Here is a 12,396-nt window from a genome sequence, read left to right on the forward strand (position 1 = left end):
GTTTTTTGTAGAAAAACTTGACCGATTGAACGAGTTGCCGCGTAGGGCTATTTTACATCGTTTTCGATGTTGAAAGCAAGTATTTCAGCGGTGTCTGCGAGAAGTCTTAAAATATTTGTAGAAAGATTTAGTGGAATAAACCCATTGAAATCAATCGCTTTTCAAGACCGCATCGTTGTGACCGCTTCGATACGCCTCCGTATTCTTATCCTACTTATTATATCATTATCTTGAGATAAAAGTAAAGCATTTTCGGATATATCGAGCGAAATCGCGCTGTCGACAAGAATTGACAAAAATCGCGCGGTATGATAAAATCATTACATGAAAACGTCGAGCGGTCAAGTGAAGATTTTTCGCTTCGCGGCAGTATTGGCTATTGCCGTTTGCTTGATTGTGTTCGGCTTTCTTTTCGGATGCGCAGACGCTGAGCCCGGCGATGCGGTATTTACAGTGTACGCGCCAGAGGTCGACGTCGTTTACGACGGCAGGGAACACGCTATATCTGTACTCAATACGATTGACGGTGACATAGTGTACTATGCTGAAGGCGAGTCGGATGACTTCGACGTTTTGTCGCCCGCGTACGTTTTTCCGGGTGAGTACGTAGTGCGGTTCAAGGTTATTCGTCCCGTTGCAAACGGGTTTGCACAATATAACGGCTCGACCAAGGTAACTATTCGTCGATCTATTTTGGTTGGGATTTCGGCAGAACCCGTCGTCGCTATCTACGACGGTGAGCCGCATAATATTTCCGTTGTCGGTACAGTCGCGACCGATGTTGTTTCTTATTCGCTCGACGGCGAGAATTTTGCGCAATCGTTCGGCGTTACCGAAGTGGGTGAATATAAAATTTATTATCGCGTGACTGGGTTGTACGGCGATTACGCTTCGTCGTGTGCGCTCGTTATTCTTCCGGATATTCGCGGTCGGTATTTGAACTCACAATTCGGCGTTATCGAAGTGCTTGACGACAGCGCAATTGTCGGCGACGAGGAGTTTGCGCTTGTTTACGGGATTGACGGAAAGGGAATTATCGGCGACAAGGCGTTCGGTGTGATTGGCGGCGTTCTCACTTTCGACGGTAACGATTATGCACATATCGCCGCGACCGATTGCGCTTACAGGCTTATTTGCGGTGATTATGAATTGTATTTTGCAGCGGGTAAGCAGCTGACAGTGGATATTTGCTTCGAGGACGGTGGGGCTGTTTTATCGCTGAACGGCGAGGATATTTACGAGCTTGACAATGTTAATTACTGCGACACAACGGGTAGTCATAAAGACGACAGTTTAGTCGTTAAGGCTGACGGAACAATAACGAGGGTTGAGCTGAACTTTTCGTTGCTCCCGTCACAGTCGGTGGCGGCTTGCGTTCAAACAATCATTTATGACGGGTACTCGCACGAGTTGAATATCGAGTACGATGGCAAAGTGTTATACGAGACTGACGGTGTGTATGTGGCGAAGCAACCGTCTTTTACGGAAGTGGGAAAATATACCGTCGGTGTGCTTTACTTGCGCGACGGATATCTTCCGTTCGAGGGCGAGGCTACGCTGTATATTCTTTCGGATATTTCCGGCGCGTACTATAATTCCGACAAGGTCGCTGTTATTACGTCGAGCGGAGCGGCGATCAACGGCGTTCCGTGCGAGCTTGCGACTGACGAAGCCGATTGGGTTTTGGACGGTAAACGCGTCGAGGTGACTGCCGACGGAATAACCGTGGACGGTGTAGCTTATAAAAAGCGAGTTGACGAAAAGTTATTGCTTATAATAACGAACAGCAGTAGTAATGTTATCGTTCATTCGGAAGTTGACTTGACTTGTTCGGCGAAAAGCGTCGGCGCAGAAATTTTATTTGAAGTTTGCGGGCACGAAGAAAGTAAACTTTACGAGTATAGGCAAAGTAGCGAAAGCATTAGCGCAACAGTGAACGGCGGGAATAAGTTCACGGCGACCCAAGAGAACGGTTTCGCATTTGTTTTGGGAATGACAGATATTAACACCCGACCCGTTATAATTATTGAAATAGAATAAAATAAAAACGGTAAGAGTATTTTTGCGGCGAGGTTGTCCGCGGGGCTCGCGTGCGACCTTTTCTGCCACTTCGACCATAGCAAAAGGACCGTCCTTTGGACAGTCCTTTTGCTATGGTCGAAGTGGCGAGACTCGAACTCGCGGCCTCATGGTCCCGAACCATGCGCGCTACCAACTGCGCTACACCTCGTCAGCTAAAATATTATACCCTTTATTTTCTGTTTTGTCAAACGCTTTACGCTTCTTTTATAAAATTGCGTTGAAGTCGATAAGGGTGGTTTTTTGTTCAATTAAGACCTGAACCGATCGGTCGTCAGTCGCCCAAAAGAGGTAGAGTTAGATTGCCGTCGGTCAGCTTGTTATAGCGGTCAATGAGTGGTTTGAGAAGGCTCGTTTTTGCGTACGGTTCGCGGCAGGCCTCGGTCACGTGAACATCGTTGCAGTTCGTTTCGAGGTTTCGTCGCAAGCTGAAAAAGCGATCCGGAACGTAGGCGTAGTAGTCGACGACATGAACGCCGATATGGTCGAAAAGGTCGATTGCATTGATGAGTGAACGCAAGCGGACGAGCGACGGCGCGTACGGTTCGAGCTCCGCGTAGGGGATATAGCGGGAGATGACTACGCGCGTTGCATTGAAGCCGCACGCCGAGTAGACCGCTTGCTTGAACTTGTCTGCATCGACGAGTTTTGTCGTTCCGACGATATTGCTTCGGTTGTTTAGGTAAATGCATACGTCAAACGGATCGGACTCGTTCATGCCGTAAACCGCTACATAGCGCACGAGATCGAACTCGGTCGCCAGCTTGACCTTTTGCGCTGAACGCAGTAGCGCTTGACGCTCTATGGGGCGCGCGACCGAGAAGAACGATGCGACACGCTCGGTCACGCCCTGCTCGCTGAGTAGGACAGTGTACGGCGCGCGGAAAATATCGGGCACGCTGCCGAAGCGGTCGAGAAGTCGCCACGCCAGCTCGTCGTAATCGTGCTCGTAAAGAACTTTGAGCACGAACTTTAACAGCTCGATATCCGAATAGTCTACATTAGACATTTCCATGAGCTTTATATATCATATTCGACAAAAATAATCAAGCAAAAGAAAGGAGGGGCGGGCAGGCGCGCATGCGTTATGGCGCATGACTAATTTTAAGATATGGTTGAAAAGGCTTGACAAACCTATTGCGGTTTGATAAAATAATTAAGCGTTTGAATTAACGCCTATACGAATAATGGAGCGGTATCGAAGTGGTCATAACGGGCCTGACTCGAAATCAGGTAGCCCGCAAGGGCTCGTGGGTTCGAATCCCACCCGCTCCGCCAAGAGCACCCAATTTGAACCCAAGCCGAACAAATTGAGTGCTTTTTCTATTTTTGCGGTATTCGCGCAGTTCGTTTAAGTCGCTTTTGTCTAACTTCACTTTTGTTGGAGTATTTGGCGAAGTATTGTAGAATATATAAACGCAATCGTCGAATAAAACCACGCGGTATATGAACGAGTTGAAAAACTCGTTCTTTTCTTCACCGTTTTCGTATTGCTTTCTTGCAAAGTAGTTCAAAAACGCTTTTACTTTCTCATAGTCGAGCGGCTGTATTTGTCGTGCTTTTTCTACCGCAATCTTGCTTTCCAATTCATCGTTCTGTTGTTCTAATGATAGCAACTTTTCTTTGGTGGACTTAGTAACAATGTCTGCCGCAATTGCAGAGAGAAAACCGTCAATCGCTTTTTGCACTTGCTTTTGTTCTTTTTCAAGTAGTGCAAGCGTGTCGGACTTTTGCAAACCTTCGTTAAACTTTTCGGTAACCGTAAGCGAAAGTTTATCTATAACGCCCGATTGAAGTACGTACTCAATTGTCTTGCCAAATACCAAATCTTCGAGCTTTTCTTTGGTAATGTTAGACTTGTTGCATTGTTCTTTGTGGAGTTTGCGGTTAAAGCATTTGTAGTAGTGGTAGACTTTTCCTGTATGGCTCGTTCCATCTTCGGCGGTCATAAGAGTACCACAGTTACCGCAAAACAGTTTTCCGCTGAGTATGTATTCGCTATGTCCTTGTACAGTCTTTTGCTTATGGCGTTGGTTGTCCATTACACGATTGCAAAGAGTAAAGGTTTGTTCGCCCACAATCGCAGGCACTATGTTTGTGTAGGTCGTTCCATTACTGATGACAATGCCCATATACTTGCTGTTGCGTATTATTTTTGCAAACGAATTGACGGTAAACTTTGCACCGGTTTTATTGTGTATGCCTTGCGCGTTTAATCTATCGACAATGCTTTTTGCTTTCTCGCCGTTCTTGTACCGCTCGAACATATCTTTGACAATAGGTGCTTCAATCGGGTTTATAGCCCAACGCTTGTCCACGACGTCATAGCCGAACAGTTTGTAGCCGCCGATGAAATAACCTTTGCTCAAACTCTCTCTAATGCCGCGACGAACTTTCTGACTTAATTCCGCCGAGTAGTATTCCGCCATACTTTCAAGTACACCCTCAATGAGAATACCGCTTGCATCTTCGGTTATATTTTCTTTCGCCGAGAGAACACGCACGCCGTTTTTCTTTAACTTGGCTTTGTAGTTCGCGCTATCGTAGCGGTTACGAGCAAAGCGATCAAGTTGGTAAACAAGAACGTAATCGAAAGTCTTTTTCTTACTGTCCTCAATCATTTGCAAGAAGTTAGGACGCTTGTCCGTTGTTCCAGTCAATGCTCGGTCTATGTATTCGTTCACAATAAGTAAGTCGTGGCGTTTGGCATAGTCGTAGCATTCCCGAAGCTGACCTTCGATTGATTGTTCCGTTTGCGTGTGCGAACTGAATCTCGCATATATAACCGCTCGTTTATTCATTGTGTTCTCCTTTGCCGAATACTCTTTCGGGGGATAAGATAGAAGTATCTCCGTGTTGCTTAACATAGTCAAGCAAGATATTCGCTAATATTGTTGCGCTTGTTTCTATCTGTTCTTGTGTAATTTCATAGTCTGTTTGCTGTGTTGTACCCGTAGCCAAATCTACGGATATAAAGTTCTTACTGAAAATAATTTAGTCCCTTGTGGACGTCGAGCTATCCGTTTATTTTTTCTCGCTTCCCATCCATAAGGAAGAAGTTACTTTTTCTCCGATACAAAGAAATCGTCGTAGCCATCCATAGTCTTGGCAAGAGAAGTATCCGTTTCGGCAGCTTCATCCATCAAAGCCTTAAAGCCTGCTTCGATGAGTTGCACTTTGGTAAACCCGTACTTCGCCAAGAACTCGTTTATTTCTTCGGCATATTTTCGCGGTACGCTTGTACCCCAAATCATATACTTCGCTTTCCTTTCTTCCTTATGCTTTTCTTCATAACGCTTGTCTTTAATAGACCTGTCTGTTGCCATTGTTCTTTCCTCCATAGGGTAAATATATATAATCGTATATATACGACTGAATATATTTTACTCTACTAATAGTTGTTTGTCAAGAGTTTATCCGCTCATAGTTGCACCTCCTTAAAATATCTCTCTACTTAACCAAGCACACTTTTCTTAAAAACGTGACGGTCTGAGTAGAAATTTCTAAAAAGAATTTTCAAAGTCCTTCTATATAACCAAGCACACTTATCTCGAAAAGTACACGGTCTAAGGCAAAACTTTTTTAATTCCCTCTATATATCCAAGGACACTTTTTTGAAAAAGTTCGGGGTCTAACGTAAAAATTTCTTCAAAATATTTTCCTCTACTTAACCAAGCACACTTATCTCGAAAATATTTATTCGTGGACGAAAATTTCTCAAAAAAGTTTTATCTCTCTATTATCCCTAGGACACTTTTTTGAAAAATATAGACGCGCGGACAAAAGTTTCTCAAAAAATCCCTTCACTTATCCTAGGACACTTTATCTTGAAAAGTTGACGGTCTGAATTCAAATTTCTTCAAATAAATTTTCCTACCCCTCTATATATCCAAGGACAGTTTTTGCATTTCACAACCGAAACGCCGAAAATTTCTTTTGTATGTCCTCATATAACCAAGAACACTTATGGTCAGTTTTGCAACCAAGAAGCGGAAAAATATTTTGGGAATCGCACCGCGATTACAAGCAGGTAAAGAGTTTTCCCAAAATCCGTTGATTTTGAAAAACTGACTTTCGGAACAATCGGGAAACCCGATTTTCCGTTGTGGACGAAAATAAAAAACAGAATCGGGTTTCCCGATTGCTGTTCGTTCAAAATATGCAAAACTTTGTTTTGGCTATTTTCTTTACCTGCTTGTAAAAAATTTACGATAGCCAATATATAAGACTGAATGCTCTGATCGTTTCTCTTGCGATTTTCGATATTTTATGATATAATTTTCGTGAAAGTCATTAACAAAGGATATAGTGTTATGAGTGAATCGAAGTACATCTCAGAAATACCAAATCTAATGAATGAATGGGATTGGGAAAAGAATGCTCAAATTAATTTAATGCCAAACTGTTTATTATCGGGAAGCAATAAAATTGCTTGGTGGAAATGTGCGTTAGGGCACGAATGGCAAGCGAGTATAAAAGAACGTACAAAAAACAAAACGGGTTGCCCTTACTGTTCTAATAGAAAAGTGCAAGTGGGATTTAATGATTTGACTACAACTAATCCGGATTTAGCAAAAGAATGGCATCCATACAAGAATGATAATATTTCTCCTAATGAAGTTACTAAGGGAAGCTCAAAAAAAGTTTGGTGGCTTTGTGCTAGCGGGCATGAGTGGGAAGCAAGTATTGTAAGTCGTGCAAGCGGGCGCGGGTGCCCTTTTTGCGTAAACAATAAAGTCCTAGTAGGTTTTAACGATTTAGCAACTACTCACCCAAATTTAATTGATGAATGGAATTATGAAAAAAATGGCTCCTTATTGCCTAATGCTGTTTTGGCAGGCTCACACCGAAAGGTTTGGTGGAAATGCCAAAAAGGACACGAGTGGGAAACATCTATTCGTCATAGGACAATTAGAGAACACGGCTGTCCATTTTGTAGTGGAAGATGTGCAATTAATGGGGAAACGGATTTAGCAACGCTTAATCCTGAATTAGCGGCAGAGTGGCATCCAACAAAAAATGGGGATCTGACCCCTAATCAAGTTACGGTTAGAAGCGGCAAAAAAGTTTGGTGGTTGTGTTCTTATGGACATGAATGGCAAGCAACCCCACATGATCGCGATACAGACAATACAAAGTGTCCTATTTGTAGTGCAAGACGACAAACTTCATTTCCTGAGCAGGCAATTCTTTATTATGTAAAAAAACTTTTCCCCTGCGCAATTAATCGGTACAAAGATATATTTCAAAATTCTATGGAACTCGATATCTTTGTTCCGGATATAAAATTAGGAATTGAGTATGACGGATTGAATTGGCATAGAACCGAGAAAGAGCACATTAAAGAAAAAAAGAAGTATGAAATATGCAAAAATCACGACATATATTTAATTCGCGTAAAGGAAAATCATAAAAATATTTGGGATGATGTGGCCGACCACATTATTTATGTAGAAAAGCGGCGCAATTATACAAAACTGAACCAACTAATAAGCACATTGCTTGATTATATCCTTCATATTCGTGGTTGTACCGACGCATTGGCTTCGTTATTTAGAGATATGACAATTGATGTGGAGAGAGATCAAGAGGAAATTCATAGTTATTTAACTGATATTGATGGTTCATTAGAAGAATTGCGCCCCGATTTGGTAGAAGAATGGGATTGGGAAAAGAATGGACGTTTATTACCCTCGATGTTCTCATTGCATTCAAATGATCGTGTTTGGTGGAAATGCAAGCAATGTGGACGCAGTTGGCGTGCTTTAATTAACACAAGAACAAGACCTAATGGCAGTGGCTGTGCTATTTGTGGAAATGCTAAAAAAGGTAAGACCTTTCACAAGGGATATATTTCAACTAATGGCTCGTTATTACAAAACAATCCTGAATTGGCGGAAGATTGGCATCCTATTCGAAATGGCAGTTTAACCCCCAACAATATTACAGCCGCAAGCCCAATAAAGGTTTGGTGGTTATGCAAAAAATGTGGACATGAATGGCAATCCTCTCCTAATAATAGAAGTAAGGGCGTAGGTTGCCCATGTTGTAGTGGGCGCGTTCCTAAAATTGGCATTAACGATTTAGCCGCAACTAATCCTACGCTTGCAAGTGAATGGCATCCCACAAAGAATGCACCTTTAACGCCTAATATGGTTTTACCAAAAAGCGGCAAAAAAGTTTGGTGGCTGTGTCCAAAATGCGGTCATGAGTGGCAATCTGCCCCACACAGTAGAAGTGCAGGACACGGTTGTCCGTGTTGTAGCGGTCGTGTCGCAAAAGTAGGAGTTAATGATTTAAGTACGGTAAATCCAATTCTTGCAGGTGAATGGCATCCCACAAAGAATGCGACATTAACACCAAATATGATTTTACCGAATTGCAGTAAAAAAGTTTGGTGGCTGTGTCCAAAATGCGGTCATGAGTGGCAAGCAACTGTAAGTAGTAGATTTAATGGGCGCGGTTGCCCTAATTGCCATAGAATTAAAATATCACACGCAAATAGAAATCAATAATATTCGTTATGGGGTTAATTGAAAAATGTTTACATTTAACTATGATTTACAAGTTTTAACTGACTTACGGGGAGCAATGAATGAGAACACATTTCTTGCTATAAATAAGACAAATAAACATAAAGAAAAATTTTATTATCAATCGTGGGGACGGATGTGTGCCGCTATGGATCGGATTGACGATACCGTAGGCTACATAAACACCTTGGAACTTGGGAAAAACAACAGTGAGGTTGCATTTGATTTCTACGATTTTATTAACAATATTTATGTAGTAATTGAAAATATTAAGGCTATGGCTAATATTTTCGAAGTGGACACTTCTCCCGTGGAAAGGTTATCTTCGTCATTTAATCTTCAATACTCGGATGATGAATGGTTTAGTTATGTTCGGTCTTTATGTTCCGTTCATCCAACTGAAACAACATTTAGCCATCATAAAAAAATAATGCTCAATGAAAAAATGGGTTGCTGCACAAGTGTAGATTGGGATATGAGTCATCGTTTAGCTAGTGGTGATTTAGTAGCTATAATTTATAATTTCCCCGAAGATACATCAAATGGCGCCAATGTCCCCGAATACACATATAAATATATCCCTCTCAATGTCGTAGAATTTCAACATTATCTACAGCGATGGTTAGATTTTATACCGGAGATTATTGTAGGGATTCGTAAATACAATAATACGAAATATGAAGAATTCAGGCAAATTCCAATAAAAAAACTAAGTGATTGCAAAAACGACTTAGAGCGAATAGCTATACTGCGAAATGAGTATAATCGTCGTTATGGTGATGATATAGATGAAGTTTTCGATTTTTATGCGACCGTCTTTGCCTATCGATTATCAAACCCAGCCAATAATGCTAATTTTGAAAAGTATAAAGAAGCGATAAGATTAAGTTTAACATTCCTATACAATGCGTTGCAAAATATGTCTTTTGATGGATATGAAAACAGCGGGCTTAAAAATGATAATAGTAGCTTTTTGTTTTATGAACTATATTATGCTGATACATACGAGTTAAATACGCTAAAAAAATATGGGTACAATTTAAGTAAAATATATTCGTTATATACAACTAACTACTTTGAAAAAGATCGTATTCGTCGACTATTAGACGAAATGAAAGAAGCTGTTAATAAATACGTTGCCTTCACCAATACTGAATTGGAAGACGAAACAGTAATTTTAATCCAAATGGCAATATACTTTGATGCATTAGAAAGTTATTGTATTCTAAATAAGAATATCCCAAATGAATTGAAATATAGATTAAGATTGCTTTCTAATGATGAAGTGGATGATCTTTCAAAAGAGAGAAAAGATGAACCAAGTAGCCTAATTGATGCATTACCAAAAGAATTAAGAGATTTATTTGAGTAGTTTTAGCTTAGCGTGTAAATAAAGTCTAATACAAATTACAATGTTAGCATAATTCCAAACCGCGCATTATACATAAAAAGTTCAAATTCGGGTGATGACGTGCCGCCAATCGTCATCGTATTTGCTCCCGTCAATAATCTCAATAGACTTTATTGACGGGGATGCGATGATAACAGTCCGAATGGGCAAAAAGTCGCCAGCGTATTTAACGCAAAAGCGTGACGAACACGGAAACTATACCAAATAACATAAAAGGCACTTTGTGAGAAATCTCGGAGTGTCTTTATTTTTTGCTTGAATAAACGAAAATAATATGCTATAATAACTCTACGATAAACAGTAATTTTACGGAGGATTATATGAGCAAATTTTCTGAAAAGGGCTATTATGTCAAGGAAAATGCCCCAATCTACCTAACGGAAGACATGGACAAAACCGTTAAGTGGTTTGAAGAAGTGATGGGTTGGTACAGCAATGTGGTTGAAAGAGATGAGGCCGGCAACGGCTGCTATGGAGTAGTCTTTGACATACTTCCGGAAATTGAAATTACTCATTTAGCGCCTTTTACAGGCTTTCAGTTGTTCAGGGATAAACCCGAACCACGCGCAATCTCATTTATGCAAGTGCAAGACATCGACAAAATGTATGCTTATATCAAATCAAAAGGATGGGATAAAATTACAAAGGTAGTAACTCAACCGTGGGGTGGCAAGACTTGTAGTATTACAACAATAGATGGATATATCATAAACGTATTTCAGTAAATTTCAATTTATCGCACAATAATAAATCAATAAAGGCAGTCATATACGGGCTGTCTTTTTGTATATATAGGCTTTATGTGCGCTGTCATTGTGAAGCGGCAAAAAGATTTACGGAGTAGTAAAGATTAGTGCTTCTTTGTTTTTTATTGCCATTCTCGGCAATAAAAAACAGGTTGCTGGAAAAAGCAATGCCAATCGTATTTCAGGAAGTAAGGCATTTTATTGAAAATACAACTGCTAATACTTTATTTATATCGAAAAGTATGCTATAATAAATTTTATATTTGGAGTATTATGTATGTTGTAAAAGGGTTTTACAATATATAACATCTCTCCCGAAGAAAAATTAATGGAGTAAAAATGACGAACATTTCGGAAGAATTGACGGCACAAATCGCACAAAAATTCTTTTTTGAAAAAAACATCTATACAAATGTTTTTTTCAGCAATAGTGATGGAGAAAATGAGTTGTGCGATATACTAATAGAATTTATAGATTTTTATATTTGCATCCAAGTTAAGGGAAAAAATCAAAGCGGTAAAAGCGAAGATCTACAGTGGTTCAAAAAGACGGTATTAAAAAAGGCTATTCGGCAAGCGAAGGAATCAGAACATACTATTAAAAACGATACCATTGACTTTTACACATATTCAGATAATAGGCAAAAGAATCATATAAATATTGATCATAATAAATCCACTATTCAATTAGTGGTATTTTGTAACAGTAAAATTACAACTTATGATAGATGCCATTTTTCAAAATCACTTAATAAGATAATTAATATTTTTTCTTATGAAGATTTTGGTATAATGCTTGAAACTATAAGTATTCCATACGATATAGTGGGGTACGCTTTGCAACGTAGCGAATATATGCCTTTGGATGGTGGAAGAAGGTTTATTTTTGAAGATTTAACCGATGACTTAACTCTCTTTTCTATACCTCAAACAGAAAAAGATTATGCGGAAATGTATTTAATTAAAAACTATTACCATCAAGATATAAAACCAGAGTATATTCAATTTTATAATGAATTCCTTTCAATGATATACAAAGATTATTCTACACAAATTCCCGAATTATTTGATATGCTATTTAGTGCTGATGCTAATTTAGCAAATCGAATAATATCTTTTTATTGTCGAACACTCGAACAAATAAAGGATAAAACATGGGGAATACCACTATTTGCTCATAATAAAAAAGATAATGGAATTTTGTTTATCCGAAAAGCCTATTTAAGTAATACTAATGAATTAAATAACTATATAAATAATTTCGGTACTTATTTCGCTTATAAAAATAAAGTTAGTAATATATATTTAGTTATATTTGTGGGTGGCGAAAAGGACACTTTTACAATGAATGCTGGATTAAGTAAATATGATTTATCTTTGTTTGATACTGCAATGGAGAAGAAGATACAAGAATTAGATGAGCTTTTACGAGAATAATGCTCCAACTCTCCAACTGATATATTGAAGATAAAAACGATATTTCTTATTTCGCTGTGTTTACGTTATATGACACAATAGTCATACTGATAAAGACAATATTCCATATAAAAAATGATAAACCGATTTGTACTTGAATCATAAATTTGCGGCTTTCTTTTGCTACAAATTTTATATTCTCTACAAAGCT

General features: G+C 39.4%; 9 protein-coding genes, 2 tRNA genes and 1 pseudogene. 6 read left to right on the top strand and 6 right to left on the bottom strand.

All coding sequences use genetic code 11. The features are described 5' to 3' along the window. The first annotated feature begins 324 nt into the window (after positions 1–324). The gene (locus HDT28_01275; GenBank protein ID MBD5131217.1) at positions 325–2,040 is read left to right on the top strand and encodes a hypothetical protein; all 1,716 of its coding nucleotides are present in this window, start codon (positions 325–327) and stop codon (positions 2,038–2,040) included. 114 nt (positions 2,041–2,154) lie between these two features. Here the strand turns inward: HDT28_01275 and HDT28_01280 are convergent. Continuing rightward, positions 2,155–2,230 (bottom strand) — tRNA-Pro (locus HDT28_01280). A 123-nt stretch (positions 2,231–2,353) separates the two neighbouring features. Then, positions 2,354–3,094 (bottom strand): hypothetical protein, encoded by a 741-nt coding sequence (locus tag HDT28_01285; protein ID MBD5131218.1) that lies wholly within the window; start codon positions 3,092–3,094, stop codon positions 2,354–2,356. A 174-nt stretch (positions 3,095–3,268) separates the two neighbouring features. Between HDT28_01285 and HDT28_01290 the strand changes: the two genes are divergently transcribed. Continuing rightward, a tRNA-Ser gene (locus tag HDT28_01290) sits at positions 3,269–3,357 on the top strand. On the opposite strand, the gene HDT28_01295 is transcribed toward HDT28_01290, so the two are convergent. The 4 genes and pseudogenes from HDT28_01295 to HDT28_01310 form a co-directional block, all read right to left on the bottom strand. After that, positions 3,309–4,211 carry a hypothetical protein gene (locus tag HDT28_01295; GenBank protein ID MBD5131219.1) on the bottom strand — a complete coding sequence of 301 codons (903 nt, stop codon included), beginning with the start codon at positions 4,209–4,211 and terminating at the stop codon, positions 3,309–3,311. The genes HDT28_01290 and HDT28_01295 overlap by 49 nt on opposite strands. Before the next feature lie 225 nt (positions 4,212–4,436). Further along, a pseudogene (locus HDT28_01300) lies at positions 4,437–4,946 on the bottom strand (recombinase family protein). A gap of 192 nt (positions 4,947–5,138) precedes the next feature. Further along, positions 5,139–5,420, bottom strand: coding sequence for a hypothetical protein (locus HDT28_01305; protein ID MBD5131220.1), 282 nt, complete (start codon positions 5,418–5,420; stop codon positions 5,139–5,141). A gap of 629 nt (positions 5,421–6,049) precedes the next feature. Beyond that, complete coding sequence (locus HDT28_01310; protein MBD5131221.1) at positions 6,050–6,298, bottom strand: hypothetical protein; 249 nt, start codon at positions 6,296–6,298, stop codon at positions 6,050–6,052. Between the two features lie 94 nt (positions 6,299–6,392). Here HDT28_01310 and HDT28_01315 point away from each other — a divergent pair, with 94 nt between their 5' ends. From HDT28_01315 to HDT28_01330, 4 genes are all read left to right on the top strand, one after another. Next, on the top strand, positions 6,393–8,594 hold the full coding sequence (locus HDT28_01315; GenBank protein ID MBD5131222.1) for a zinc-ribbon domain-containing protein: 2,202 nt from the start codon (positions 6,393–6,395) through the stop codon (positions 8,592–8,594). 25 nt (positions 8,595–8,619) lie between these two features. Next, positions 8,620–9,984: a hypothetical protein gene (locus HDT28_01320; GenBank protein ID MBD5131223.1), complete on the top strand. Its 1,365-nt coding sequence runs from the start codon at positions 8,620–8,622 to the stop codon at positions 9,982–9,984. A 359-nt stretch (positions 9,985–10,343) separates the two neighbouring features. Continuing rightward, the gene (locus HDT28_01325) at positions 10,344–10,748 is read left to right on the top strand and encodes a hypothetical protein (GenBank protein MBD5131224.1); all 405 of its coding nucleotides are present in this window, start codon (positions 10,344–10,346) and stop codon (positions 10,746–10,748) included. Positions 10,749–11,108: 360 nt separating this feature from the next. After that, complete coding sequence (locus tag HDT28_01330; GenBank protein MBD5131225.1) at positions 11,109–12,206, top strand: hypothetical protein; 1,098 nt, start codon at positions 11,109–11,111, stop codon at positions 12,204–12,206. The last annotated feature ends 190 nt before the right edge of the window (positions 12,207–12,396 follow it).

This window comes from Clostridiales bacterium (assembly GCA_014799665.1).
Lineage (GTDB): Bacteria > Bacillota > Clostridia > Christensenellales > Pumilibacteraceae > Anaerocaecibacter.